The organism is Kitasatospora sp. NBC_01302 (assembly GCF_035976515.1).
In the GTDB taxonomy this organism is placed as follows: domain Bacteria; phylum Actinomycetota; class Actinomycetes; order Streptomycetales; family Streptomycetaceae; genus Kitasatospora.
Genome location: NZ_CP108404.1, coordinates 2,142,503 through 2,167,177, shown reverse-complemented (window position 1 = coordinate 2,167,177; position 24,675 = coordinate 2,142,503). Strand labels below are relative to the sequence as shown.

General features: G+C 72.6%; 23 protein-coding genes and 1 riboswitch. Of the genes, 13 read left to right on the top strand and 10 right to left on the bottom strand.

The features are described 5' to 3' along the window. Positions 1-122 precede the first annotated feature (122 nt). The 3 genes from OG294_RS08810 to OG294_RS08800 are packed head-to-tail and all read left to right on the top strand — an operon-like array spanning position 123 to position 2,126. Entirely contained in the window at positions 123-701 is a 579-nt protein-coding gene (locus OG294_RS08810) for a DUF4865 family protein (protein ID WP_327065874.1), read from the top strand. Between the two features lie 49 nt (positions 702-750). Continuing rightward, positions 751-1,185 carry a carboxymuconolactone decarboxylase family protein gene (locus OG294_RS08805; RefSeq protein ID WP_327065873.1) on the top strand — a complete coding sequence of 145 codons (435 nt, stop codon included), beginning with the start codon at positions 751-753 and terminating at the stop codon, positions 1,183-1,185. Continuing rightward, entirely contained in the window at positions 1,182-2,126 is a 945-nt protein-coding gene (locus tag OG294_RS08800; RefSeq protein WP_327065872.1) for a phosphotriesterase family protein, read from the top strand. The genes OG294_RS08805 and OG294_RS08800 overlap by 4 nt, the downstream gene beginning before the upstream one ends. A 28-nt stretch (positions 2,127-2,154) precedes the next feature. Here the strand turns inward: OG294_RS08800 and OG294_RS08795 are convergent, their stop codons facing one another. Next, entirely contained in the window at positions 2,155-2,919 is a 765-nt protein-coding gene (locus OG294_RS08795) for an SDR family NAD(P)-dependent oxidoreductase (RefSeq protein ID WP_327065871.1), read from the bottom strand. Positions 2,920-3,058: 139 nt separating this feature from the next. Between OG294_RS08795 and OG294_RS08790 the strand changes: the two genes are divergently transcribed. Beyond that, positions 3,059-3,718, top strand: a complete 660-nt coding sequence (locus OG294_RS08790; protein ID WP_327065870.1) for a TetR family transcriptional regulator — start codon at positions 3,059-3,061, stop codon at positions 3,716-3,718. 198 nt (positions 3,719-3,916) lie between these two features. Here OG294_RS08790 and OG294_RS08785 read toward each other — a convergent pair whose 3' ends face one another. Then, the gene (locus tag OG294_RS08785) at positions 3,917-4,252 is read right to left on the bottom strand and encodes a MoaF-related domain-containing protein (protein WP_327065869.1); all 336 of its coding nucleotides are present in this window, start codon (positions 4,250-4,252) and stop codon (positions 3,917-3,919) included. Between the two features lie 189 nt (positions 4,253-4,441). On the opposite strand from OG294_RS08785, the gene OG294_RS08780 reads away from it, so the two are divergent. The 3 genes from OG294_RS08780 to OG294_RS08770 all read left to right on the top strand — a co-directional run bounded on the left by OG294_RS08780 (position 4,442) and on the right by OG294_RS08770 (position 6,668). Continuing rightward, positions 4,442-4,636, top strand: coding sequence for a DUF1059 domain-containing protein (locus tag OG294_RS08780; protein ID WP_327065868.1), 195 nt, complete (start codon positions 4,442-4,444; stop codon positions 4,634-4,636). Positions 4,637-4,763: 127 nt separating this feature from the next. After that, positions 4,764-5,822, top strand: coding sequence for a class I SAM-dependent methyltransferase (locus OG294_RS08775; RefSeq protein ID WP_327065867.1), 1,059 nt, complete (start codon positions 4,764-4,766; stop codon positions 5,820-5,822). A 117-nt stretch (positions 5,823-5,939) separates the two neighbouring features. Next, positions 5,940-6,668 (top strand): helix-turn-helix transcriptional regulator, encoded by a 729-nt coding sequence (locus OG294_RS08770; protein ID WP_327065866.1) that lies wholly within the window; start codon positions 5,940-5,942, stop codon positions 6,666-6,668. 89 nt (positions 6,669-6,757) lie between these two features. Here OG294_RS08770 and OG294_RS08765 read toward each other — a convergent pair whose 3' ends face one another. After that, on the bottom strand, positions 6,758-7,150 hold the full coding sequence (locus tag OG294_RS08765) for a ribonuclease domain-containing protein (RefSeq protein WP_442789125.1): 393 nt from the start codon (positions 7,148-7,150) through the stop codon (positions 6,758-6,760). A gap of 303 nt (positions 7,151-7,453) precedes the next feature. Then, a riboswitch (cyclic di-AMP (ydaO/yuaA leader) is annotated at positions 7,454-7,585 on the top strand. 3 nt (positions 7,586-7,588) lie between these two features. Between OG294_RS08765 and OG294_RS08760 the strand changes: the two genes are divergently transcribed. Continuing rightward, positions 7,589-8,788 (top strand): glycoside hydrolase family 16 protein, encoded by a 1,200-nt coding sequence (locus OG294_RS08760; RefSeq protein WP_327065865.1) that lies wholly within the window; start codon positions 7,589-7,591, stop codon positions 8,786-8,788. Here the strand turns inward: OG294_RS08760 and OG294_RS08755 are convergent. Together OG294_RS08755 and OG294_RS08750 are read right to left on the bottom strand one after the other, a co-directional pair. Continuing rightward, a complete protein-coding gene (locus tag OG294_RS08755; protein ID WP_327065864.1) occupies positions 8,785-10,317 on the bottom strand; it encodes an MFS transporter in 1,533 nt (510 codons plus the stop codon). The two genes, OG294_RS08760 and OG294_RS08755, sit on opposite strands and share 4 nt — an antisense overlap. 148 nt (positions 10,318-10,465) lie before the next feature. Further along, positions 10,466-10,918, bottom strand: coding sequence for a MarR family winged helix-turn-helix transcriptional regulator (locus OG294_RS08750; RefSeq protein WP_327065863.1), 453 nt, complete (start codon positions 10,916-10,918; stop codon positions 10,466-10,468). Between the two features lie 121 nt (positions 10,919-11,039). Here OG294_RS08750 and OG294_RS08745 point away from each other — a divergent pair, with 121 nt between their 5' ends. Both OG294_RS08745 and OG294_RS08740 read left to right on the top strand, forming a co-directional pair. Then, positions 11,040-11,945 (top strand): alpha/beta hydrolase, encoded by a 906-nt coding sequence (locus tag OG294_RS08745; protein WP_327065862.1) that lies wholly within the window; start codon positions 11,040-11,042, stop codon positions 11,943-11,945. 68 nt (positions 11,946-12,013) lie between these two features. Then, positions 12,014-13,537: an MFS transporter gene (locus tag OG294_RS08740; protein WP_327065861.1), complete on the top strand. Its 1,524-nt coding sequence runs from the start codon at positions 12,014-12,016 to the stop codon at positions 13,535-13,537. Positions 13,538-13,565: 28 nt separating this feature from the next. Here OG294_RS08740 and OG294_RS08735 read toward each other — a convergent pair whose 3' ends face one another. Beyond that, complete coding sequence (locus tag OG294_RS08735; RefSeq protein ID WP_327065860.1) at positions 13,566-14,363, bottom strand: IclR family transcriptional regulator; 798 nt, start codon at positions 14,361-14,363, stop codon at positions 13,566-13,568. 193 nt (positions 14,364-14,556) lie between these two features. Between OG294_RS08735 and aceB the strand changes: the two genes are divergently transcribed. The 3 genes from aceB to gcl all read left to right on the top strand — a co-directional run bounded on the left by aceB (position 14,557) and on the right by gcl (position 18,717). Further along, positions 14,557-16,233, top strand: a complete 1,677-nt coding sequence (gene aceB, locus OG294_RS08730; RefSeq protein WP_327065859.1) for a malate synthase A — start codon at positions 14,557-14,559, stop codon at positions 16,231-16,233. A 79-nt stretch (positions 16,234-16,312) separates the two neighbouring features. Beyond that, positions 16,313-16,702, top strand: coding sequence for an allophanate hydrolase-related protein (locus tag OG294_RS08725; protein WP_327065858.1), 390 nt, complete (start codon positions 16,313-16,315; stop codon positions 16,700-16,702). A 227-nt stretch (positions 16,703-16,929) separates the two neighbouring features. Next, positions 16,930-18,717 (top strand): glyoxylate carboligase, encoded by a 1,788-nt coding sequence (gene gcl, locus OG294_RS08720; protein WP_327065857.1) that lies wholly within the window; start codon positions 16,930-16,932, stop codon positions 18,715-18,717. A gap of 80 nt (positions 18,718-18,797) precedes the next feature. Here gcl and OG294_RS08715 read toward each other — a convergent pair whose 3' ends face one another. The 4 genes from OG294_RS08715 to pucL form a co-directional block, all read right to left on the bottom strand. Then, positions 18,798-20,444, bottom strand: a complete 1,647-nt coding sequence (locus OG294_RS08715) for an MFS transporter (RefSeq protein ID WP_327065856.1) — start codon at positions 20,442-20,444, stop codon at positions 18,798-18,800. 243 nt (positions 20,445-20,687) lie between these two features. After that, entirely contained in the window at positions 20,688-22,070 is a 1,383-nt protein-coding gene (locus OG294_RS08710) for an 8-oxoguanine deaminase (RefSeq protein WP_327065855.1), read from the bottom strand. 8 nt (positions 22,071-22,078) lie between these two features. After that, positions 22,079-23,473: a nucleobase:cation symporter-2 family protein gene (locus OG294_RS08705; protein WP_327065854.1), complete on the bottom strand. Its 1,395-nt coding sequence runs from the start codon at positions 23,471-23,473 to the stop codon at positions 22,079-22,081. Positions 23,474-23,742: 269 nt separating this feature from the next. Continuing rightward, positions 23,743-24,663, bottom strand: a complete 921-nt coding sequence (pucL, locus tag OG294_RS08700) for a factor-independent urate hydroxylase (protein ID WP_327065853.1) — start codon at positions 24,661-24,663, stop codon at positions 23,743-23,745. Between the last annotated feature and the right edge of the window lie 12 nt (positions 24,664-24,675).

Here is a 24,675-nt window from a genome sequence, read left to right as displayed (position 1 = left end):
AATGTACCTACTAGTATGTACATTAAGTCCCGCGGGAGATCATGCAGCGACGGATCCGCACGTCGCGCCGGGTCCGCCCGCCCGATATCGGTCGTACCCGCATAACGGACAGGGGAGCCACGATGCATGCGATGCAGTACGAGATCACGTTGCCGGCCGACTACGACATGGACATCATTCGCCGCCGGGTCGCGGAGCGCGGCCACCTGCTGGACGACTTCCCGGACTTGGCGGTGAAGGCCTATCTGGTGCGCGAGCGCGGGCGGGCGGAGTCGCCGGTGAATCAGTACGCGCCCTTCTACCTTTGGCGGGCCGTGCGGGGGATGAACCGCTTTCTCCGGGGCCCCGGTTTTCAGGGCCTGAGCCGGGACTTCGGCCGGCCGCGGGTCCGCTCCTGGCTGGGCCTGGCCGTCGAGGACGGTCCGGCGCGAGCCGGCGAGGCGATCGCCGCCACCCGGCTGCTCGAACCGCTCGCGCCCGACGCCGACCCGGCCGCCGAGATCGAGCGGGCCCGCGCCGCGCTGCCGACCGGCCTGGCGGGCGTGCACACCACCGCACTGGCCGTCGACCCGGACCGCTGGGAGCTGGTCACCTTCACCCTCTGGAGCGAGCCGCCCGGCCCCGGGCACGGCGAGCGCTACCAGGTTCTGCACCTCAGTCGGCCCGAGCTGTCCGAGCTGCCGCGCGGGCAGCACTGGTGACGAACCGTCAGATGACTGCCGCGACCCGACCACGCCTGGAGACGTCCCCGTGAACGACACCGAAACCACCGCCCTGGCCGACCAGTTGGCCCGCGCCGTCGTCGACCGCTCGGCCGGCTACCGCCTGCTGGACGAGCTGCAGGACCGCCCGACCCAGCAGGCGGCGCTCCCTGCGCTGGAGCAGCTCGCACCCGGCTTCGCGGACTGGATCGTGACCAGCCTCTTCGGCGGCACCTACCAGCGCGCGGGCCTGGAGCACCGGGACCGCCAACTGCTCAACCTGGCCGCGCTGGCCACCCTCGGCGGGGTGGACCCGCAGCTCGCCGGGCACATCCGCAGCAGCCTGCGGGTCGGGCTGACCCGGCAGCAGGTGGTCGAGGTCTTCGTCCACCTCGCCCCCTACATCGGCACCCCCAAGGCGCTGGCGGCCCTGCGGGTGGCGGCTGCCGCCTTCGCCGCGCTGGACGAGGCGGCCGCCGCATGAGCACCCGACCGGCCGGCACGGCGGCGAAGGTCCGCACCGTCCTCGGCGATCTGGACCCGGCCGAGCTCGGGGTCTGCGACGCGCACGACCACCTCTTCTTCCGCAGCGTCCGGCTGCCGGGGCAGGAGCTGGACGATCCGGTGGCCGCGGCGGCCGAGCTGGCGGCCTTCCGGGCGGCGGGCGGGCAGGCGGTGATCCAGTGGACGCCGCACGGGCTGGGCGGCCGGCCCGACCAGCTGGTGCGGCTGGCCGCCGAGAGCGGTGTGCACCTGGTCGCGGCCACCGGCCTGCACCAGGCGGCGCACTACGCGCAGCTCCCGCCGCTGGACACCCTCGCCGACCTCTTCGTCGCCGAGCTGACCGAGGGCATCGCCGCCCACGCTCCGACGGACCGCCCCGGCCCCCGGGCCGGCCTGATCAAGGTGGCCGGCGGCTACCACGGCCTGGACGAGCACGCCCGCCGCACGATGACCGCGGCCGCCGACGCGCACCACGCCACCGGCGCCCCGATCGCGGTCCACCACGAGCTGGGCACCGGCGCGGCCGACGTGGTGGAGCTGCTCTGCGACCGCCTCGGCGTGCCGCCGGCCGCCGTGGTGCTCGGCCACCTCAACCGGTTCCCGGACCCGCTGCTGCACCGGGACCTCGCGGCCACCGGCGCCTACCTGGCGTTCGACGGACCGTCCCGGGTCAACCACGCCACCGACTGGCGGCTGCTGGAGACGCTGGCCGAGCTGGCCGGGGCCGGGCACGGCGACCGGCTGCTGCTGGGCGGCGACACCGTGGTGGCCAGTGCCCGCTCCACGGCCGAGGGTCCGGGCATGCCGTTCCTGCTCACCGGCCTGCGCCCGCGGCTGCTGCGGGAGCTGGGGGAGGAGCAGACCGAGCTGATCCTGCGCCACAACCCGGCCCGCGCCTTCGCGGCCCACTGGCGGGGCTGACCCGCGGCCGGGCGGCACCGGGTGCTACCTACATGTGGGTGCCGCCGTCGATCCGGATCTCGGTGCCGGTGACGAACGCGCCGTCCTCGCTCGCCAGCATCGCGATCACCCCGGCCACCGTCTCCGGGCCCGCGAAGCCGGCGCCGAGGGCGGGCGCGAGCTTGGCCAGCAGGCTGAAGTCGGCGTCCGTGGGCAGGCCCGGATTGTTGGTCATGCCGCTGTCGATGCTGCCCGGCGCCACGCAGACCGCGCGCAGCCCCTGCTTGCTGTACTCCTGCGCGATCGCGTGGGTGAAGGACTGGATGCCGCCCTTGGTCGCGGCGTAGGCGGCCATGTACGGGTGGGCGAAGCTCGCCGAGGTGGAGCTGAAGTTGACCACCACGCCGGAGTCCGAGGCGAGCAGCGCGGGCAGCGCCTCGCGGGTCATCAGGAAGGTGCCGGTCAGGTTGACCTTCAGCAGGGTGTTCCAGAACTCCAGGCTGGTCTCGTGGGTGTGCGAGGAGCGCAGGATGCCGGCGGCGTTGACCAGCACGTCCAGGCCGCCCAGGGCCCGCACGGCGGCGGCCACCCCGGCACGGACCGACTCCTCCTCGGAGATGTCCAGGACGGCGGTGGTCAGCCGCTCGGCGGTGCCCTCGGCGGCGGCCCGCTCGGCGGTCTCGCGCAGGCCGGCCTCGTTGACGTCCACCGCGACGACGCGGGCGCCCTCGGCGAGCAGGCGGTGGGCGGTGGCCCGGCCGATGCCGGAGCCGGCGCCGGTGATCAGGACGCGACGGCCGGTGAAGCGCTGCATGGGGGTGCTCCGATCTCAGGGCTGTTCAGGTGCGGCGACCGCTGCCCGCGGCCACCCGAGTCACGGTACGCCGAGATGGCACATTGTGCCACTTCGTCATGGCATGCCATATGGGCCGGGTGTGGCGTAGCGTGGGGGCATGACCGACCGACCCGCCCCGACCGAGCAGGCAGCGCCGGCCGACCGGCCCTCGCTCACCGACCGCCGACGGGCCGCCACCCAGCTGGAGATCGCCACCACGGCCGCCGCCCTCTTCGCCGAGCGCGGCGCCGAGGCCACCAGCGCCGAGGAGATCGCGCGCGCCTCGGGCGTCGCGCTGCGCACCTTCTACCGGTACTTCCGGACCAAGGAGGAGGCCGTCGCCCCGCTGCTCGCGGCCGGCGGGCAGCGCTGGCTGGCATCGATCACCGCCGCGCCGGCGGGGCTCGCGGTGCCCGAGGTGCTGGAACGGGCGGCGGTGGAGGCGCTCACGCCGGCCGACGCGCGGGCCGCCGAGGCGCTGCGCTGGACGCGCGCGCTGCTCACCGATCCGGGACTGCGCCGGATCTGGCAGGCGGTGCACCAGGACTCCGAGGACGCGCTGGTCCCGATCCTGGCCGAACGCTGCGGCGCGGGTGTCGACCCGCTGGAGGTGCGGCTGGTGGCGGCGGCCGCCACCGCCGCGATCCGGGTCGCGCTGGAGAGCTGGGCGGCGGCCCCGGAGCCGGCCGAGGGCCCGGCTGCGCCGGGCCCGCTCGCCGCGCGCTGCCTGCGCGAGCTCACGGCGGGGCTGCGGCTCTTCGACGGCGCCACGGGCTGAGACGGCGCCACGGGCCGAGGTGGGGCGACGGGCTGACGCGGCGTCCGCCGAGGCGGTGTCAGGCAGGCCGCGTCAGGCGGGCCGCGGAACGCGCACCGAGCGCTGCCGGCAACGGCTCCGGACGCAACCGGCCCCGCCGGAGGAGTCCGGCGGGGCCAGGTCGGCTCGGGTGTCGCGGGTGTCGCGGGTGTCGCGGGGTCAGGCCAGCGGCTCCAGCGTGCCGGTGTGCAGCTCGCCGACCCGGCCGCCCTCGCCCTCGTAGGTCCAGAAGGCGCGCACCGTCATCGTCACCAGGTCCATCACATGGCTGACCGTCAGGCCGCTGCGCTCGGTCCAGCTGACGAAGTAGACGTCGGGGGCGACCAGTGCGACGTGCAGTGACACGTCCTCCCACTGGCCGGCCGACTCGCCGAGCCCCTCCCAGCGAAGCCGCGTGCCGTCGGCCGAGTAGGCGTTGCGGAAGGCGGCGCCGTTGTCGACCTGGAAGAGGTACGTCCGGCCGGCGAAGCCGGGCAGGGCAGCGGTCTCGGTCATGCTGGTGGAGGTCCTCGTCTGTGATCCGGGGAGCTTGGCCGGGGCATTGGTGCGCTCCCAAAGCTATCCGACCCGCGGCATGGAGGGACAATGGTTCCGCGACACGCCCCGTGCCACCGCCCGCCGGTCCTCCGGCCAGCGGGTGGCCGGCCGACGGGTGGGGCACCGTGGCTGGTCGGGAGGTCGATCATGCGCAAGGTTGTCGACTGCCGGGAGTACCCGAGCGAGATGAACTGCACCCTGGCCATCTCCGGCGAGGAGGAGGAGGTCGTGCGCGCCGCCGCCGAACACGCGGTCTCGGTCCACGGCCACCAGGACACCCAGGAGCTGCGCGACCAGATCCGCGCCACGCTCAAGGACGAACTGGTCCTCCAGCACACCTGACAGCAGAGCTGACAGCACACCTGACAACAACACCCTCACCCCGTCCCGGGCCGTACGGAGAATCCCGTATGGCCCGGGACGGGTGCGCTCTGCTGGAGTGAGGGGGAGTGCCGAGGAGGTGGCCGCGATGGCGGTCGACGAGGACAAGGTGATGGAGTTCCTGGGCCGAGTGGTGTCCGACGGCGCCGCCGCGATGGCCGGGCTGTGCACCTCGCTGGGCGACCGGCTGGGCCTGTACAGCGCGATGGCCGGCGCCGGACCGATGACCGTGGCCCAGCTGGCCGAGCGCACCGGCCTGCACGAGCGCTACCTGCGCGAGTGGCTGGCCGCGCAGGTGGCCGGCGAGTACGTGGAGTACGACCCGGCGACCGACGGCTACCTGCTGCCCGACGAGCACGCCGCCGTGCTGGCCGACCCCGGTGCGCCGACCTACGCGGCCGGCTTCTTCACCATGATGCAGGCGCTCTACGGCACCGAGGACGTGCTGATGGAGGCGTTTCGGACCGGGCGAGGGGTGGGCTGGGAGGAGCACGGCGACGCGCTCTTCGCCGGGACCGCCAAGTTCTTCCGCCCGGGCTACGCGGGCGCCCTGGTCCCCGAGTGGATCCCCGCGATGAACGGCACCGAGCGCAAGCTGGCCGCCGGCGCCGAGGTCGCCGACGTGGGCTGCGGCTACGGCTGGTCCACCATGCTGATGGCCAAGGCCTACCCGGCCTCGCACTTCCACGGCTTCGACTTCCACCGGCCCTCGATCGAGGCGGCCAACGAGCTGGCCAAGGAGCAGGGGCTGGCCGACCGGGTCAGCTTCGAGGTGGCCGGTGCCCAGGACTTCCCCGGGGACGGCTACGACCTGATCACCTTCTTCGACTGCCTGCACGACATGGGCGACCCCGGCAGCGCGCTGCACCACGCCGAGCAGTCGCTGGCCCCCGACGGCGCCTGCATGATCGTCGAACCGAACGTCTCGGCCGACGTCCGGGCGAACGCCAACCCGATCGGCCGCGCCGTGGTCTCCGCCTCGGTCGCCATCTGCCTGCCCTCCGCGCTGGCCCAGCACGGGCCGCAGGCGATGGGCAACCACGCCGGTGAGGACGCGATGCGCCACCTCGCCGACGACGCCGGCCTGCACCACTGGAAGCTGGCCGCCGAGAGCCCGCTCAACCGCGTCTACGCCGCCAGCCGGTAGCCGACCGGTCACCGTTGCTCCTCTCCCACATGATCGCCTCGTTGGGCGGGCGGTCCGCAGCCGGGCTTGTCGGGGCCCGGCTTGACCCGGCCTCCCCGGTGGGCGCACGCTCGATGCGTGACTCCGTCCGGGGAGGCCGGCTTGCGGCGGATCTGCGCCGTGATCGACCTGCTGATCGACGCCGTCGACGAGGAGACCCTGCTGCCGGCGCTGTTTCCGGTGCTGCTCCGCGCCGTGCCGGGGGACAGCCTCACCTGGTCCACCCGCACCCCCACCGGGCGCCATCCGGTCACCCTGCCGCAGGCGCTGTTCAGCCCGCAGACGCTGGCCGCGTTCTTCCGGTACGCCCCGGCGGACCCGCTCTTCGTGCACACCAACGGCGGCAGCGGCGTCCCGCTGCGCCGCAGCGACCTGCAGTCCCGGACCGAGTACCACCGGCTGGGCACCTACGGCGAGGCGCTGGGCCCGGCCGGTGCGGAGTACCAGCTGGCGATGGCCTTCCCGGCCGGCTGGACGAGCGCCGGGCGGCGCACCGTGGCGCTGATCGTCAACCGGTCCGGCAGCGACTTCCCGGACGCCGACCTGGCCTCGGCCACCCTGCTGCGGGCCCGGCTCACCCACGCCCTGGAGCGGCTGGCACCCCCGCCGCGGGCGCCGGCCGCCGACCTCACCGCGCGCGAGGCCGCCGTGCTGGACCTGCTCGCGGACGGCCTGACGGACCAGCAGATCGGCCGCCGTCTCGCGGTCTCCACCCGCACCGTGGACAAGCACCTGGAACACGCCTACGCCAAGCTGCGGGTGCACAGCCGGGTGGCCGCCGCGGCGGCCTGGCGCGGCACCGGCTGAGCCCCGGTCCCCGCGTGCTTGCGGGGACCGGGGCTCAACGGGGGCTCGACGGGCTCAGACCCGCTTCGGGGTCCGCTTCAGCGCCGGTTTCAGCAGCTGAAGTCGATCAGCGAGAACGACTCGTAGTGGTCGGAGGTGTAGTAGTCCGACCCGTCCTCGCCGGTGATGATTCTGCGCGTGCCGCGGGTGGGCGCACCCGGCGTGACGACCGTGTACTCCTGGTAGTAGCCGTTCGGCTCGCTGGGCAGCACGCCCTCGCGGTTCTGGAAGGTCTCGCCGTCCTCGGAGTACGGGAACGGGCCGCCCTGGGCGATCAGGTTCAGCGTGTCGTCCGCCTGGCTCGGCAGCGCCGACTGGCAGATCGAGCCGCTGACGTCCGCGTGGGCGTCGGCGGCGAAGACGGCGGTGGGGGCCAGGGTGAGCATGCTCACGGTGACCACGGAGGCGGCACGCGACTTCAACGCGCGTAGAAGAGTCTGCATGGCAAGCAGTCTGGGGGAGCGTCAGGAAGTCTGGGAAGGTGCTGGGAGCACGCCAAGAGACTTTTCATGTCCATGTAACTGGATGGCGGTCCAGGTGATGCGATGGCGTCGCTTTCGGTGCTGGTGTGACAGGTGTGACTCGCCTGACATTGATGATGATCATGTCATCTGCCTACCCTGCTGGCGCCCGCCACCCAGCGGCGGGCCCAGCCCCCGGGACCGCCGAGTCCTGCCTGCCGGTGGCCGGCCCCGGAGCACCGCACCAGGCAGGAGCGGGGGACCCAGGTAGTGCCAGCCGTGCCCCGCCCGCCTGCGCCCGCAGGCCCACCAGGCACGCCCGGCTAGGGGTGAAGCCGCCACCGGAATCCGTCGGTGGCCGGGCCATCTTGCGGCCCGAACCCGACAGCTCACCTCGTAGGCGTCGCAAGAGGACTCCCCGTGATACCCACCTCCACCCCGCTGCGCCTCGGCGTCGTCGTCGGAGCGCTCGGCCTGCTCGCGGTGCCCGTCGTCGGCCAGGCCGATGCCTGGGCCCGTACGTCCGGCACCGCCGTGCCCCAGGTCACCCAGGACCGGCTGGCCCCCGCCACGGCCACCGCCGGCGCCTCGACCACCGCCGCGCTCACCCTGCACGCCGCCTCCTGCTTCACCGCGAAGACGGTGGGGGTCGGGGTGCGCGACGCCGCCGGCAACAACCTGGACTTCCCCGGGAACCTCGGCAACCAGCAGATCTGCCCGAGCGGCCTCTCGCTGACCACCGGCGCGCGCAGCTTCCCGGCCGGTGCGTACCAGATCTTCGGCTTCTTCCAGGACCAGGCGGGTGCCTGGCACAACCTGACCACGCAGACCCTCACGGTCTCGGCGGCCGGCACCCCCACCTCCACCCCGGCCCCCGCCCCGACGCCCGCGCCTTCGCCGTCGCCGAGCACGCCGCCCGCCACCGGCGGCTCGCCGGTCGCCGGCAAGACGCTGACCTGGTCGGACGAGTTCAACGGCCCGCTGGACGCCACCAAGTGGAACGACAGCACCACCACCGCGTACAAGTACGGCACCCACAACCCGGACGACAACAAGCTCGACTGGCTCGACCCGTCCGACGTCTCGGTGGCGAACGGTGTGGCCACCTTCACCGCCCAGCCCTCCAGCCACACCCTGGAGAACGGCAAGCAGGCCTGGACCACCGGCCTGCTCACCACCGAGGGCACCCAGCAGGGCTTCAAGGTGAAGACCGGCGACTACGCCGAGGCCCGGGTGCAGATGCCCTCCGCGCCCGGCGCCTGGCCCGCGCTGTGGACCTGGGCGAACGGCGGCAGCGAGATCGACTCCTTCGAGTACCACCCGGACAACCCGAACCTGCTGGAGCTGACCAACCACGTCAACCCGGCGCACGACTACCTGACCGACGCCACCGACGTGAAGCCCGGCCAGTGGGTCACCATCGGCACCTACTACGGCGCCAACTCCGTCGACTGGTACGTGAACGGGGTCAAGGTCTACTCGGACAACACCGGCGTCGGGGCCAACTGGTCCGCCAACCTGATCCTCAACCTGTCGATCAGCGCCGGGCAGTACCACCCCGGCCCGAGCGGCTCCGCCCCGATCACCTTCGCGGCGGACTACGTGCGGGTCTACCGCTAGGCCTCGGCGCCGGCCTCCTGCCCCTGGACGGCGGAGAGCGGAGCGGCCAACTCCTCCAGGGAGAGCCGCTCCGCCCGGACGCCGATCGCCGCCTCCACCAGCCCGGCCGCCGCCATCAGCGAGGCGCCGATGCAGAAGGCGAGCGTGGTGTCGGCGGGCTTGCCGCTGTTCACCAGGCCGTTGAAGAGCAGCGGCCCGGTGATGCCGCCCAGCGCGGTGCCCACCGCGTAGAAGAACGCGATGCACAGCGCCCGCACCTCCAGCGGGAAGACCTCGCTCACCGTCAGGTAGGCGGCGCTCGCGCCGGCCGAGGCGAAGAACAGCACGCCCACCCAACAGGCCGTCATGGTGGTGGCGTTGAGCAGGCCCTGCTGGAAGAGCGCGGCCGTGCCGAAGAGCAGCACCCCCGACAGCAGGTAGGTCCCGGCGATCATCGGCTTGCGGCCCACGCTGTCGAAGAGGTGGCCGAGCAGCAGCGGGCCGCAGAAGTTGCCCACCGCGATCACCGCGAAGTAGTAACCGGTGTCGCCCTGCGGGACGTTGAAGAAGGTCGTCAGGATCACCGCGTAGCCGAAGGTGACCGAGTTGTAGAGGAAGGCCTGGCCGACGAAGAGCGCCAGGCCCAGGACGGTGCGCTTGGGGTAGCTGCGGAAGACCGTGCGGGCCACCGTGGTGAAGCTGACCGGTCCCTGCTCGCGCACCGTCACCCAGCCCTCGGGGGCCGGCAGCGGCTCGCCGGTCTGCTCGGTGACGGTCCGCTCGATCTCGTCGACCAGCTGGTCGGCCTCCTCGCCGCGCCCGTGGGTGAAGAGCCAGCGCGGGCTCTCCGGCACGTGCCGGCGCACCAGCAGGATCACCAGGCCCAGGGCCACGCCGATCGCGAAGGCCAGCCGCCAGCCGATGTCCGTGGCGAAGAGCGCGGTGTTCAGCAGCGCGATCGAGGCGAAGGCGCCGATCGCCGCGCCGACCCAGAAGCTGCCGTTGATGATCAGGTCGACCCGCCCGCGCACCCGGGCCGGGATCAGCTCGTCGATGGCCGAGTTGATCGCCGCGTACTCGCCGCCGATGCCGAAGCCGGTGAAGAAGCGGCAGAGGAAGAAGAACCACGCCGTCCAGGAGAACGCGGTGACGGCGGTCGCGGTGAGGTAGACCACGAGGGTGAGCATGAAGAGCTTCTTGCGGCCGAACCGGTCGGTGAGCCGGCCGAAGAAGAGCGCCCCGCAGCAGGCGCCCGCCACGTAGATGGCGGCTGCCCAGGTGGTGACCTGGCCGGTGCTGATCGCCAGCCCGCTGCCGTGCTCCGACAGCCGCCCGGCGACGTTGCCGACGATGGTGACCTCGAGGCCGTCCAGGATCCAGACCGTGCCCAGGCCGATCACGATCCGCCAGTGCCACCGCGACCAGGGCAGCCGGTCGAGCCGGGCGGGGACCTGGGTGCGGATCAGCCGCTCGGGGGCGGCGGCCGGCCCGGCGGGGACTGCTCCTGCGCCCCTCCCGGACCCGGCATCGGTGGTCGGCTCGTGCGGCATGGCGGCTCCCTTTCCAGGCCGGCGGGCGTCGGCTCCCCGCCCTCGTCAGGCTTGCGCGCCTACCCCGAGGCCGCGAGCACGAACCCGTGACCGGCCGCCCGTCGCCCGAAGGGGTGACAGGAGGCGAGGCCGGACGCCGAGCGCCTGGTCACCCCGTCGGCATGCCCACCCGCGCCTGCTCCAGGGTCTGGCGCAGCAGGGCGACGGTGGTGGCCAGCTGGTCGAGCGACTGCGCGCCCAGCGGCTCGGTCAGCCAGCTGCGCAGCCCGTCCTCGAAGGTCGCGGTGGCGGCGGCCAGCAACTGCTCGCCGGCCGCGGTCAGGCCGAGCAGGGAGGAGCGGCGGTTGCTCGGGTTCGGGCGGCGGCTCACCCAGCCCGCGGCTTCGAGCCGGTCGACCCCCTTGCTGGTCGCGCCGACGGTGATCGCGACCTCGTGGGCGAGGTCGTTGACCCGGCAGTCCTCGCGCCCGCCGATGATCCGCAGGAACTCGAACTGGCTCGTGGTCAGTCCGTGCTCGGCCCGCAGCCGCTCCCCGAGGGCGTTGTAGAGCCGGGTCTCGTACCGGACGAGGTCGGCGAACACCTGTGCGGGATCGGTCATCCGGATCACACCTTCCCAGGAAGTACATTCCATGGAATATTATTCGTCGAGGGCCAGCCCCTCGCGGATCCATGATCTCCCACCCGACCGATCCCATCCCACCCGACGCTGGAGAACCCCCATGAGCAAGGAACAGCGCACCGCCGTCGACGCCTTCTACCGGTCGACCCGGTTCGACGGCGCCCGCTCGCCCCAGGAACAGCGCGAGGCCTTCGAGGCGATGATGGTGGGCGGCCCGCCGCCGCTCGGCGTCACCTCGGCCCCGAGCACCCTCGGCGGCCGCCCGGCCCTGCAGTTCGAACCCGAGGCCGGCGTCACCGGTGGCACGATCCTCTACTTCCACGGCGGCGGCTGGATCTTCGGCTCGCCCGCCACCGCCCGGCACCTCACCGCCGCGCTCGTGCGGCGCACCGGCGCCCGGGCCCTGTCGGTCGACTACCGGCTCGCCCCGGAGCACCCGTTCCCGGCCGCCGTCGAGGACGGCGTCGCCGCCTACCGCGACCTGCTGGAGAGCGGGGTCGCGCCCGAGCAGATCGTGCTGGCGGGCGACTCGGCCGGCGGCGGGCTCTGCGTCACGACCCTGCTCGCGGCGCGCGACGCCGGTCTGCCCATGCCGGCCGCGGCGGTCGCTTTCTCGCCGTCGACGGACAGCACGCGCAGCGGCGAGAGCATGACGACCAAGCACGGGATCGACCCGCTGTTCACCCGCGAGTCGCTGCTGGCCCTGAGCCCGCACTACCTGGCCGGCCAGGACCCGCGGCAGCCGCTGCTGAGCCCGGCGATCTGCGCCGACCTCGGCGGGCTGCCCGCGCTGCTCCTCCAGGTCGGCGGCAACGAGGTGCTGCTGGACGACTCGACCCGGCTGGCGACCCGCGCGGCGGCGGCCGGCGTGGACGTGATCCTGGACGTCACGGCCGACGTGCCGCACGTGTTCCAGTCCTTCACCGGCTCGCTCGACGAGGCGGACGCGGCCCTGGACCGGGCCGGGCGCTTCATCCTCGACCAGTGGGCGCTCGCGGTGCGTTAGCCGCGCGCCGCGGCCGAACGGGTTAACGCCGCTGCCCCGACCCCGCGGGATGGGCCAGGCTAAGGAGGATGAGCGAGTCCAAGCCGTCCGTCGGCGCCGTCGACGGCGGTTCCCATCCCCTGGCGGGCGATCGCGCCGAGCAGCGGCGCCGCTGGCAGGCGCTGGCCGTCTGCCTGCTGGTCGGCTTCATGACCCTGCTGGACGTCTCGATCGTCAACGTGGCGCTGCCCTCGATCGAGCGCGGCCTCCACGCCAGCTCCGCCGACCTGTCCTGGGTGCTCTCCGGCTACGCGCTCACCTTCGGCCTGACGCTGATCCCGGCCGGGGTGCTGGGCGATCTGTGGGGGCGGCGCACCGTCTTCCTGGTCGGGCTCTGCCTGTTCACCGCCGCCTCGGCCGCCTGCGGCCTGGCGCCGACCGCCACCGTGCTGGTGCTCGCCCGCCTGGTCCAGGGGGCGGGCGGCGGGCTGCTCGGCCCGCAGATCTCCGGGCTGATCCAGCAGATGTTCACCGGCGCCGTGCGGGCCCGGGCGTTCGGCTACTTCGGTACCACGGTCGGGCTGGCCACCGCGGTCGGGCCGCTGGCGGGCGGGCTGCTGATCAACGCGGCGGGGGAGCAGACGGGGTGGCGCTGGGTGTTCTTCGTGAACCTGCCGATCGGGGTGGTGGCCTTCGTGCTCGCGCTGCGGCTGATCCCGCGCGGCGCGGGCCCCGGGGTGGGTGCCGGTCCGGGGGCGGGCCTCGCCCCGGGAGGCCGCCCCGCCCGCCGGATCGACTGGGTCGGCGTGCTGCTGCTCGCGCTGGGGCTGGTGGCGATCCTGCTGCCGCTGGTGCAGGAGCAGCAGTGGCACGGCGCGGCCAAGTGGCTGCTGCTGCCGACCGGTGTGCTCGTGCTGGCCGGCTTCGCCGGCTGGGAGCGGCGGGTGGCGGCCCGCGGCCGGCGCACCCCGCTGGTGGACCTGTCGCTCTTCGCGATCCGCTGCTACACCTTCGGCGTCACGCTCGGCCTGCTCTACTTCGCCGGCTTCACCACGGTCTTCTTCATCTTCACGCTCTACCTGCAGAGCGGTCTGGGCTACAGCGCGCTGGCGGCGGGCCTGGCGATCACCCCGTTCGCGCTCGGCTCGGCCGTCTCGGCGATGGTCGGCGGGCGCTGGGTGAGCAGGGCCGGGCGCACGGTGATCCTGGTGGGGCTGGTGGCCGTGCTGATCGGGACGGGGCTGGCCGCCCTCGCCGTCCAGCTGGTGCCCGGCCACGGTGCGGGGTGGGCGACGGCCGCGCCGCTGCTGGTGGCCGGGATCGGCTCCGGCCTGGTGATCGCGCCCAACCAGAGCCTGGCGCTGGCCGATGTGCCGGTGGCGCGCGCCGGGACGGCGGGCGGCATCCTGCAGACCGGCCAGCGCCTGGGCAGCTCGCTCGGCATCGCCGTGGTCGGCGCGGTCTTCTTCGGCCGCCTGGGCGCCGGCCACGACTGGGCCGGCGCCTTCAAGCTGGGGCTGCTGGTCGCGCTCGGTTTCGAGGCGGCGGCCCTGTGCTGCGCCCTGGCCGACCGGCGCCTCGGCGGCAAGAAGCCTGCCGGCAAGCGCGATTGACGGCAGGACCGGCCGGGCGCCCCCGACCTCAGGGTGCCAGGACCGCGCCCAGCCGCTGGGCGATCTGGCTCATCACCGGGACCAGGGCCGAACTGCCGCTCTGCTCCTCCAGGGCGCGGATCCGCGCCTCGGGGCCGGAGACGGAGAGCGCGGTGGGTGTCGGCGCGCCGGGCACCGCCACCGCGATGCAGCGCACGCCGATCTCCTGCTCCTGGTCGTCCACCACGTAGCCGGCCTCGCGGGCGGCGGCCAGCTGCGCGAACAGGGCCTCGGGGTCGGTGACGGTGAACTCGGTGTGCGCGGGCAGCGGCTGGGTGCCGAGCACGGCGCGGGCCTCGGGCTCGGGCAACTGGGCGAGCAGTGCCTTGCCCACGCCGGTGCAGTGCGGCTGGACCCGGCGGCCGACCTCGGTGAACATCCGCATCGAGCGGCGGGACTGGACCTGGCCGACGTAGACCACCTCGCCGCCTTCCAGCACGGCCAGGTTGGCGGTCTCGCCGGTGGCCTCCATCAGCTCCGCGAGGTAGGGGCGGGCCCAACTACCCAGCAGCCGCCCGGCCGTCTCGCCGAGCCGGATCAGTCTGGGGCCGAGCGTGTAGCGCCGCGCGGTGTCCTGGCGGACATATCCCTGCTGTGCGAGGGTACGAACCAGCCGGTGGATGGTGGGCATCGGCAGGCCCGAGGTGGTGGACAGCTCGCTGAGGGTGGCGACGCCGTTGGCATCGGCGAGCGCTTCCAGGAGCTGGAAGGCGCGTTCGACGGACTGCACGCTCCCTGCGGAGGAGCGCTCGGATCCGGTCGAGGCTTGGGCGGGGGTGCTGGCCACCGGCGTTCCCTTTGCTGTCGGGGGAGGAGTAGAGTCCCTGCGATCTACCTCAACAAACCGTTGAAATTCTGTATCGCGGAAACTAGTGTCCACCTTACAGAATCGAACTCGCCAGTAGGTGGGTCGGATCAGATGAGGGAAGCCCCATCGGAGCTCCCTACACAGGTTCTACCGTCCAAGGAGTGTCCTGCCCATGGCTACAGACCAGGGACCCGCCCCCACCCTCCGGCCGGAGGCGTCCTCAGGTACCGCTGCCGCCCCGCTCGTCACCATCGCGGGGGAGCGCGTCGCCCGGGCGGAGGAGGTGCTCACCCCCGAGGCGGTCGCCTTCGTGGTCGGCCTCCATCGGACCTTCGAGGGCCGTCGGCAGGAGCTGCTCGCCCGCCGCCGCACCCGCCGCGCCGAGATCGCCCGGGCCGGCACGCTCGACTTCCTGCCCGGGACCGCCGAGATCCGCGCCGCGGACTGGCAGGTCGCCCCGGCACCCCGGGCGCTGCAGGACCGCCGGGTCGAGATCACCGGGCCCACCGACCGCAAGATGGTGATCAACGCCCTCAACTCCGGGGCCAAGGTCTGGCTGGCCGACTTCGAGGACGCCACCTCGCCCACCTGGCACTCGGTGGTCACCGGCCAGCTCAACCTGATCGACGCCTACGAGGGCCGGATCGACTTCACCTCGCCCGAGGGCAAGGCGTACACGCTGCGGCCCGCCGCCGAACTCGCCACCGTGGTGGTCCGCCCGCGCGGCTGGCACCTGGACGAGGCCCACCTGCTGGTGGACGGCACCCCGGTGTCCGGCGCGCTGTTCGACTTCGGCCTCTACTTCTTCCACAACGCCGCGCGGCTGCTCGCCAAGGGCCCCGAGGACCCCAACTCCGGGCCGTACTTCTACCTCCCGAAGACCGAGAGCCACCTGGAGGCGCGGCTCTGGAACGAGGTCTTCAGCCACGCGCAGGCCCAGCTCGGCATCGAGCACGGCACCATCCGGGCCACCGTGCTGATCGAGACGATCACCGCCGCCTTCGAGATGGAGGAGATCCTCTACGAGCTGCGCGACCACGCCGCCGGGCTGAACGCGGGCCGCTGGGACTACCTCTTCTCGATCGTCAAGAACTTCCGCGACGCCGGCGAGCACTACATCCTGCCGGACCGCAACAGCGTCGGCATGACCTCGCCGTTCATGGCCGCCTACGCCCGCCTGCTGGTGCAGACCTGCCACAAGCGCGGCGCCCACGCGATCGGCGGGATGGCCGCCTTCATCCCCAGCCGCAAGGACCCCGAGGTCAACGCGGCGGCGCTGGCCAAGGTCAAGGCGGACAAGGACCGGGAGGCCGCGGGCGGCTTCGACGGCTCCTGGGTGGCCCACCCCGACCTGGTCCCGGTGGCCCGCGCCAGCTTCGACGCGGTGCTCGGCGAGCGGCCCCACCAGAAGGAGAACCCCGGCTCCCCGGAGCAGGTGACGGCTGCCGAACTGCTCGACATCGCCGGCGCCGGCGGCTCCTGCACCCAGGCCGGCCTGCAGAACGCGGTCGCCGTCGGCCTGCGCTACTGCGAGGCCTGGCTGCGCGGGCTGGGCGCGGTCGGGATCTTCAACATGATGGAGGACGCGGCCACCGCCGAGATCTCCCGCTCGCAGATCTGGCAGTGGATCCACAACGGCGTGGTGCTCGCCGACACCGGTGAGAAGGCCACCGCCGAGCTGACCCGCCGTCTGGTCGCCGAGGAACTGGCCGCGATCAAGGCCGAACTCGGGGACGAGGCCTACGCGGCGGGCCGGTGGGCCCAGGCGCGCGAACTCTTCGAGCAGGTCTCGCTCGCCGAGGACTTCGTCGACTTCCTGACGCTGCCAGGCTACGCACTGCTCGGCTGAGTCCGTAGTGCCGTTTCGTACGGTCCGCCGGGGCGAACACTCCCCGGCGGACCATGCACTTTCCCGAAAGGCCCCTCCCATGGTCCGCATGTTCCTCAACGGCCAGGCGATGCGCGGCGGCGAGTTCCACCCGCTGCTCGGCGATGCGCCCTTCCTCGGCGTGGTCCGCACCGCCCCCGGCCACCGCTTCTTCTCCATCCGCGACGTCTGCCCCGGCCTGCTGCCCGACCCGGCGGTCGACACCGCCATCGAGGGCGAACTGTACGAGGTGTCCCTGGAGTTCCTGCGCGACGTGCTGCTCCCGGGCGAGCCGCCCGAGCTGGCGTTCGGCGTGATCAAGCTCGCCGACGGCAGCGCCTGCTTCTCGATGGTGCTCGCCCCCGGTGAACTGGAGCGCGGCGTCCACAAGGAGATCACCGAGTTCGGCGGCTGGCGCGCCTGCCTGGCCACGCTGGGCCGCGAGTTCTGATTCCCGACCGCCGATGGCCGCGGTGCCCCCGCGGCCGTCGGCAGTGTGCGCCCTAAAAGTCTGCATACGAAGAGGTCTCTCGGGTCGTCGACCCTCGCTTCAACGAGTTGTTGAAGTTCTCCCCCTCGAACCCTTGACGCCCGCTCGGCCTGCCGCCTACCGTCATTTTCGCATCCTAAAAGCAATATTCCGCATCATGGAATACGAGCCGACGCAGGAGTTCCCCGATGCCTCGAATGACAGCCGCCCGCGCGGCAGTTGAGATCCTCAAGCGCGAAGGCGTCGAGGTCGCGTTCGGCGTGCCGGGCGCCGCGATCAACCCCTTCTACGCCGCGCTCAAGGCCGGTGGCGGGATCCGGCACACGCTGGCCCGGCACGTCGAGGGCGCCTCGCACATGGCCGAGGGCTACACCCGGACCCGGGCCGGCAACATCGGCGTCTGCATCGGCACTTCGGGGCCGGCCGGCACCGACATGATCACCGGGCTCTACTCGGCGATCGCCGACTCGATCCCGATCCTGTGCATCACCGGGCAGGCCCCGGTCGCCAAGCTGCACACCGAGGACTTCCAGGCCGTCGACATCGCCTCGATCGCCAAGCCGGTCACCAAGGCCGCGACGACCGTCCTGGAGGCCGCACAGGTTCCCGGCGTCTTCCAGCAGGCCTTCCACCTGATGCGCTCCGGCCGTCCCGGCCCGGTCCTGATCGACCTGCCGATCGACGTCCAGCTGACCGAGATCGAGTTCGACCCGGAGACCTACGAGCCGCTGCCGGTCTACAAGCCGGCCGCGACCCGGGCCCAGATCGAGAAGGCGATCGGCTTCCTGCTGGAGTCGCAGCGACCGCTGATCGTCGCCGGCGGCGGCATCGTCAACGCCGACGCGGCCGACCTGCTGGTCGAGTTCGCCGAGCTGACCGGCACCCCGGTCATCCCCACCCTGATGGGCTGGGGCACCATCGCGGACGACCACGAGCTGAACGCCGGCATGGTCGGCGTGCAGACCGCGCACCGCTACGGCAACGCCAACTTCCTGGCCTCGGACTTCGTCCTGGGCATCGGCAACCGCTGGGCCAACCGCCACACCGGCTACAAGCTGGACGTCTACCGCGGCGAGCGGAAGTTCGTCCACGTCGACATCGAGCCCACCCAGATCGGCCGGATCTTCGCCCCCGACTTCGGCATCGCCTCCGACGCCAGGGCCGCGCTGCAGCTCTTCGTCGAGGTGGCCAAGGAGCTCAAGGCCGCCGGCCAGCTGCCGGACCGCACCGAGTGGGTCGCCGCCACCCAGGAGCGCAAGGCCACCCTGCAGCGCCGCACCCACTTCGACGACATCCCGATGAAGCCGCAGCGCGTCTACGAGGAGATGAACAAGGCCTTCGGTCCTGAGACCCGCTACGTCACCACCATCGGCCTGTCCCAGATCGCCGGCGCGCAGATGCTGCACGTCTACAAGCCGCGCCACTGGATCAACTGCGGCCAGGCCGGCCCGCTCGGCTGGACCATCCCGGCCGCCCTCGGCGTCGCCACCGCCGACCCCGAGACCCCGGTCGTCGCGCTCTCCGGCGACTACGACTTCCAGTTCATGCTGGAGGAACTGGCGGTCGGCGCCCAGCACCGGATCCCCTACGTCCACGTCCTGGTGAACAACGCCTACCTGGGCCTGATCCGGCAGGCGCAGATCGGTCTGGACATCAACTTCCAGGTCAACCTGGAGTTCGAGAACCTCAACTCCCCGGAGCTGGGCGTCTACGGCGTCGACCACGTCAAGGTCGTCGAGGGCCTGGGCTGCAAGGCGATCCGGGTCACCGACCCGAACGAGCTGGGTGCCGCCTTCGAGCAGGCCAAGAAGCTCGCCGCCGAGCACCGCGTCCCGGTCGTGGTCGAGGCGATCCTGGAGCGGATCACCAACATCGCGATGAGCCGGACGGCCGACATCAGCGACGTCAGCGAGTTCGAGGAGCTGGCCACCGAGCCCGGCCACGCCCCCACCGCGATCAAGCCGCTGAAGGTCTGATCCGCATACCGTGATGCCCCTGCCGGCTCGGGGCCGGCAGGGGCATCAGGCTGCCCGGGGCCGACCCCGGGCGGGCCGGGTCAGCGGGCCTTGGCGAGCTGGCCGGCGGGGCAGGGGTTGCCGCGCAGGAAGGAGTAGCTGGCGGTGATCCGGTAGGTGCCGGGGTTGGGGGCGTAGAGCGTCGTCCACTCGCCGGCCGAGGCCAGGCAGCCGGCCGTCGCCGAACCGGAGCGGTCGCCGGCGATGCCCAGCCAGGGGGACCAGGGCAGCAGCAGGTGCACCCGTCCCGGCACCGGGACGGAGACGGTCAGCTCGGCCGGTCCGGCCTGCTGCACCACGGCCGGCGGCGCGGCCAGCGGGGTCGCGTCGGTGAAGCGGTACAGGCGCCAGCCGCCCTGCTGCCAGATGGGCTGCAGCCAGGGCTGGCCGGCCGCCACCAGGGCGGCCTCGTCCACCGCGGCGTCGTCCGGCCGGTCGCTGGAGAGCGCCACGAAGCCCACGCCCCAGCGCTGCAGCCAGGCGTGGTAGTCGGTGGGGGCCAGCTTGTCGGTGTAGAAGAGCGGGTTGCGGGTGACGTCCGCCTGCCGGTTCCAGCCGCGCGCCAGGTCGACGTACGGGGCGATCCCGCTGGCCTCCCAGTGCGAGGCGAGCGGGACCACCTCGACCCGGCTGCGGTCGGCGCCGACCCGGTGCAGCTCGTTGATCAGCGCGGTGCTGTCCGTGGCGGCCTTGGACACCGGCACGGTCACCAGCAGGTCGCCCAGGGTGCGCCCGGCCAGCCAGCAGGCCACCGCGGTGAAGGCGAGCGCGGTGGCCACCGCCCGGCGCCGGGACTGGCGGGAGTTCAGCAGCACGGCGAGCAGCACGGTGCCGGCGAAGAGCAGGCTGAGCCGCTCCACGTTGCTGCCCACCGGCGAGGGGATCAGCCAGACCAGCACCACCCCGAGTGCGTAGACCAGCGCCCCGCGCCGCACCGCCGTCCAGCCGCCTGGCACCACGAAGGCCACCGCCACCGCGGCGGCCACCACCGGCGCCGCCGCCCACCAGTCGAAGGGCTGCACCCCGGAGAAGGGGAAGAGCAGCGTGGTGGCGGCCACCACCACGACCGGGGCGACGGCCAGCGGGTAGCTGTCCCGGCGCCGGGCCGTCAGGAACAGCGCGGCGGCCACCACCTCCAGGAAGAGGCCGACCACCGGACTGCCCATGGTGGCCAGCGCCGAGAGGGCGAAGAGCGTGGTGCGCCGCAGCCGCGGCCCGCCGGCGCTGAAGGCGACCACCGTGGCCGCCAGCCCGAAGGCCACCCCGATCGCGAAGGTCACCCGCCCCGAGGCGACGTCGCACCAGAGGGCGAACGCCGTCCACAGCGCGGGCGCCATCGGGCGGGCCAGGCCGGAGCGGGTGAGCAGCGTGGCGGCCAGCGCGGCGGAGGCGGTGCCGGCCAGCATGCCGGTGGTGCGCACCCCGAGCAGGCCCATCAGGTAGGGCGACAGCACGCTGTAGGAGGCGGGGTGCATCCCGCCGTACCAGGACAGGTTGTAGGCCGAGTCCGGGTGCTGGCGGGTGAACTCGGTCCACGCGTACTGGGCCGCCAGGTCGCCCGCGTCGTTGGCCAGCGCCAATGCCCAGACCAGGTGCAGCATTCCGGCCAGCAGGGTGGCGGCGAACACCGGGTGGCGCAGCGCGGCGGGCAGGCGGGCAGCGGGGATCGCTGGCCCCACGGTGGTCATATGGTCTCTTTCGGCCGTCGAGGAGCGGTGTGCGGTCAGCGGTGCTGAACACCAGTAACCTACGGTGCCTCACCTCACGACGCGCCACAGCCCCGGACCCTCGCCGTGGGTCCGGGGCTGCGGTCCGTCCGCCGGGAGGCGGACGGAGTCCGGGTCACGCACCGTCCCTGGGCGGCCCGGAGTCTGGTGGATGCGTGGATGCGTGATGCGTGATGCGTGGATGCAGCCAGTGGTGCGCGGGCGTCAGTCCCGCGCGGCCAGCTCCCGGGCGGCCCGGGCGCAGGTGAGCGCGATCTGGTCCTCGTTGACGGTGGTCAGGGTGTCCTTCTCCACCACGGCGTTGCCGTTGACGAAGAGCGCGGTCAGCGGCGGCAGGGCGCCCATGGTCAGCGCCGCCACCGGGTCGGCGATCGAGGAGTGCAGGAGGCCGTCGACCTTCCACAGCGCCAGGTCGGCGAGCTTGCCCGCCTCGATCGAGCCGATCTCGTCCTGCCGGCCCAGCACCCGGGCGCCGCCCATGGTGCCCAGGCGCAGCGCACCGCGCGCGGTCAGCGCGTCGGGGCGGCCGTGCAGCCGGTTGATCAGCAGCGCGTTGCGCAGCTCGGTGCCCAGCTCGCCGGACTCGTTGGAGGCGGTGCCGTCCACGCCCAGGCCCACCGGTACCCCGGCCGCCAGCATGGCCGGGACGCGGGCGATGCCGGCCGCCAGGCGTGCGTTGGAGGAGGGGCAGTGCGCCACACCGGTGCCGGTCTCGGCGAACTTGGCGATGTCGGAGTCGTTCATGTGCACGCAGTGAGCCATCCAGACGTCCTCGCCCAGCCAGCCGGTGGACTCGAAGTAGTCGGTGGGGCCCATGCCGAACAGCTCCTTGCAGAACTGCTCCTCCTCGGCCGTCTCGGAGCCGTGGGTGTGCAGCCGCACGCCCTTGCGGCGGGCCAGCACGGCGGTCTCGCGCAGCAGCTCGGTGGAGACCGAGAAGGGCGAGCAGGGCGCGATGGCGACGTGCAGCATCGAGCCGAAGGAGGCGTCGTGCCAGCGGTCCACCGCCGCCTCGGAGGCGATCAGGATCTCCTCGGTGCTCTCCACCGCGTGGTCCGGCGGCAGGCCGCCGTCCTTCTTGCTGCGGTCCATCGAGCCGCGCAGCGCGGTGAAGCGCAGGCCCAGCGACTGGACGGCCTCGATGGAGGCGCCCAGGATGTCGCCGCGGCCCTTGGGGAAGACGTAGTGGTGGTCGCTGGCGGTGGTGCAGCCGGACTTGAGCAGGGCGGCGGCCGAACCGAGGCTGGCGGCGTGCACCAGCTGGTCGTCGATCCGGGCCCAGGTCGGGTAGAGCGCGACCAGCCAGTCGAAGAGGATGTTGTCCTGGGCCAGCCCCCGGGTGATCCACTGGTAGAAGTGGTGGTGGGTGTTGACCAGGCCCGGGGTGACCAGGTGGCCCTCGGCGTTGATCCGGCGCACCACGTTGTCCAGCCACTGCGGCGCGGGACCGTCCCCGACCGACTCGATGAGGTTGCCCTTGATCACGACGTGGCCGCGGGCGTACTCGGTGTCGGTGGCGTCGACGGTGGCGATCGCGGCGTTCTCGATCACGATCCGCTGATCGGCGGGCGGGGGCTGGACTGCCATGGTGACTCCTAGGGAGTGGGGGAGGGTTGGGCCGCTCGGGCGCGCGGGCCCAGATGGTGGAAGAGCAGGTTGAGCAGGACCGCGCTGACGCAGCCGACCGAGATGCCCGAGTGCAGCAGGGTGCGCAGCGCCGGCGGGAAGGCGTCGTAGAAGTCCGGTACGGCGATCGGGATGATTCCGACGCCGAGCGAGACCGAGACCAGCAGGACGTTGGACCCGGACTCCAGCCCGGCCTCGGCCAGCGTCCGCACGCCGCTGGCCGCCACCGTGCCGAAGAGCACGATCCCGGCGCCGCCGAGCACCGGCTGCGGCACCAGCGAGACCACCGCGCCCAGCCGCGGGAAGAGCCCCAGGACCACCAGGATCCCGCCGGCTGCGGCCACCACGAAGCGGCTGCGGACCTTCGTCAGCGCGACCAGCCCGATGTTCTGGGCGAAGGCGCTGCAGGCGAAGCCGTTGAAGACCGGGCTGAGCGCGGTGGCCAGGCCGTCCGCGCGCAGCCCCGCGGCCAGCACGGCCTCGTCGGCCGGGCGTTCGACGATCCGGCCGAGCGCCAGCATGTCCGCTGTGGACTCCGTCATCGAGACCACCATCACGATGCACATCGAGATGATCGCCGCGGGGTCGAGGACCGGGGCGCCGAAGTGGAAGGGGGCGGGCAGCGCGAAGAGCTGTGCGTCCCGCACCGCGCCGAAGTCGGCCAGGTGCAGCGGGAAGGCCAGCAGGGTGCCGGCCAGCAGGCCCAGCAGCAAGGAGAGTTGCTGCCAGAAGCCGCGCAGCACCCGGTTGAGGAGCACCACGACGGCCAGCGTGAGCGCGGCCAGCACGATGGCGTGCACCGAGCCGTAGCCCGGTGCTCCCGGACTCTCCCCGCCGCGCGCCCAGTTCACCGCCACCGGCAGCAGCGACACCCCGATCAGGGTGATCACCGTGCCCTGCACGACGGGCGGGAAGAACCGGATCAGCCGGCAGAAGTACGGCGCCGCCAGGAAGCACAGGGCTCCCGCGACGATCACCGCCCCGAAGACGACCGGCAGGGCGTCCTTCGGGCTGTGCTCCTTGGCGATCGCGAGCACGGGGGCCACGCCCGCGAACGAGACGCCGTTGACGAACGGCAGCCGGGCGCCGATCCGCGAGCGGGTCCGGCCGCCCAGGCCGAGCGTCTGGAGCAGGGTGGCCAGGCCTGCGGTGAACAGGCTGGCCGAGATGAGCAGGGCCAACTCGCCGGGCCCGAGCCCGACGCCGGCGCCGATGATGAGCGGGGGTGCGACCACGCCCGCGTACATCGCGGCGACGTGCTGCAGACCGGTGCCGAACAGGCGCACCGGGGGCAGGAGTTCGTCCACGGGGTGGACGAGCTGGGAGGATCCGCCGTCGGTACTGCTGGTGGAGCGGAGTGCCATGTCGAGCTCCTCTGGTGCTCGCGGCTCTCGGCGCGCCCGTGGCGCTGGGGACGTGGTGGTGGAACCGGGCCCGAGGGCGGGACGGCGGGTCGAGGATCCCTCGGGCTGCGTCTCCAGCTCCCCGGGCCGGCCGCCGTGGGGCGAGCACGATCTCCGGTGGGTGGGGGTGGAGAGACAGGTGGAACGGGTGGAGCTGCTGGTGGCGCTGCTGCCGCAGGCGGAACCGGGCGCCCGGCGCGGGGGGTTGGGACGCAGGGCGCGGTTCACGGTCAGGCCACCGGGATGACCGGGGTGACGCCCTCGCGGTGCACGGTGCCCTCGATGAGGCCGTACATCCGGTCGGCGGCGTAGTAGACCTCGTTCTCGTTCTTCAGGTCGAAGGGCGAGAGGTCGACCAGGAAGTGGTGCTTGTTCGGCAGCTCCAGGCGGACCTCGTCCACCTCGGCGCGGTTGTTCAGCACCCGGGTGCCCATCGCGTGCAGGGTCTGCTGCAGCGAGTAGGAGTAGGTCTCCGCGAAGGCCTCCAGCAGGTGGCGGCGCACGTGCTGGTAGGAGCGGTTCCAGTTCGGCTGGGCCTCGCCCTCCTGGCCGCGGTAGTTGTAGGCCCAGCGGGCGGTCACCTGGGTGGCCAGGATCCGGTCGTAGGCCTCCTGCAGGGTGGTGTACTTGTCCTTGATGTAGCCCCAGAACTCGGAGTTGGTCGTGTTCATCACGATCAGGTCCTTGAGGCCGGAGATCACCTGGACGGACTCGCCGTCGTAGACGATCTCGCTGGTGCGCACCTCGCCGCCGTCCCGGACGAAGGAGTGGCCGACCTCCTCCGAGCCGATGAAGCGCGAGGTGTTGTCCGGGGTCTTGATCCGGTTCCAGGAGTACTCCTCGATCCGGATCCGGGCGCCGTGCACCACGCCGCGCTCGGTGTCGTCGACGAAGTGCCGCGCCAGCGTTATGCCGAAGGCCTCGGCCGACTCGATGCCGTACTCCTTGGCGAAGGCGTAGACGGTGTTCTTGGTGGTGTCGGTGGGCAGGCAGTTGGCGTTCGAGCCGGTGAGGTGGACGTCCTCGAACTCGCCCTGGAGGGCGACCGAGACGTTGAGGTCCTTGATCTCGTGACGAGTGCTGTCACGGTAGACCCGGACGATGCGGTTCTCCGCCTTGCCGTACTGGTTCTGACCGAGCACGTGGGCCATCGTCGGCTCCTA

Coding starts and splice junctions, on each gene's coding strand:
- OG294_RS08810 (WP_327065874.1), top strand. CDS start 123: ATGCATGCGATGCAGTACGAGATCACGTTGCCGGCCGACTACGACATG.
- OG294_RS08800 (WP_327065872.1), top strand. CDS start 1,182: ATGAGCACCCGACCGGCCGGCACGGCGGCGAAGGTCCGCACCGTCCTC.
- OG294_RS08795 (WP_327065871.1), bottom strand. CDS start 2,919: ATGCAGCGCTTCACCGGCCGTCGCGTCCTGATCACCGGCGCCGGCTCC.
- OG294_RS08790 (WP_327065870.1), top strand. CDS start 3,059: ATGACCGACCGACCCGCCCCGACCGAGCAGGCAGCGCCGGCCGACCGG.
- OG294_RS08785 (WP_327065869.1), bottom strand. CDS start 4,252: ATGACCGAGACCGCTGCCCTGCCCGGCTTCGCCGGCCGGACGTACCTC.
- OG294_RS08780 (WP_327065868.1), top strand. CDS start 4,442: ATGCGCAAGGTTGTCGACTGCCGGGAGTACCCGAGCGAGATGAACTGC.
- OG294_RS08775 (WP_327065867.1), top strand. CDS start 4,764: ATGGCGGTCGACGAGGACAAGGTGATGGAGTTCCTGGGCCGAGTGGTG.
- OG294_RS08765 (WP_442789125.1), bottom strand. CDS start 7,150: ATGCAGACTCTTCTACGCGCGTTGAAGTCGCGTGCCGCCTCCGTGGTC.
- OG294_RS08755 (WP_327065864.1), bottom strand. CDS start 10,317: ATGCCGCACGAGCCGACCACCGATGCCGGGTCCGGGAGGGGCGCAGGA.
- OG294_RS08750 (WP_327065863.1), bottom strand. CDS start 10,918: ATGACCGATCCCGCACAGGTGTTCGCCGACCTCGTCCGGTACGAGACC.
- OG294_RS08745 (WP_327065862.1), top strand. CDS start 11,040: ATGAGCAAGGAACAGCGCACCGCCGTCGACGCCTTCTACCGGTCGACC.
- OG294_RS08740 (WP_327065861.1), top strand. CDS start 12,014: ATGAGCGAGTCCAAGCCGTCCGTCGGCGCCGTCGACGGCGGTTCCCAT.
- aceB (WP_327065859.1), top strand. CDS start 14,557: ATGGCTACAGACCAGGGACCCGCCCCCACCCTCCGGCCGGAGGCGTCC.
- OG294_RS08725 (WP_327065858.1), top strand. CDS start 16,313: ATGGTCCGCATGTTCCTCAACGGCCAGGCGATGCGCGGCGGCGAGTTC.
- gcl (WP_327065857.1), top strand. CDS start 16,930: ATGCCTCGAATGACAGCCGCCCGCGCGGCAGTTGAGATCCTCAAGCGC.
- OG294_RS08715 (WP_327065856.1), bottom strand. CDS start 20,444: ATGACCACCGTGGGGCCAGCGATCCCCGCTGCCCGCCTGCCCGCCGCG.
- OG294_RS08710 (WP_327065855.1), bottom strand. CDS start 22,070: ATGGCAGTCCAGCCCCCGCCCGCCGATCAGCGGATCGTGATCGAGAAC.
- OG294_RS08705 (WP_327065854.1), bottom strand. CDS start 23,473: ATGGCACTCCGCTCCACCAGCAGTACCGACGGCGGATCCTCCCAGCTC.
- pucL (WP_327065853.1), bottom strand. CDS start 24,663: ATGGCCCACGTGCTCGGTCAGAACCAGTACGGCAAGGCGGAGAACCGC.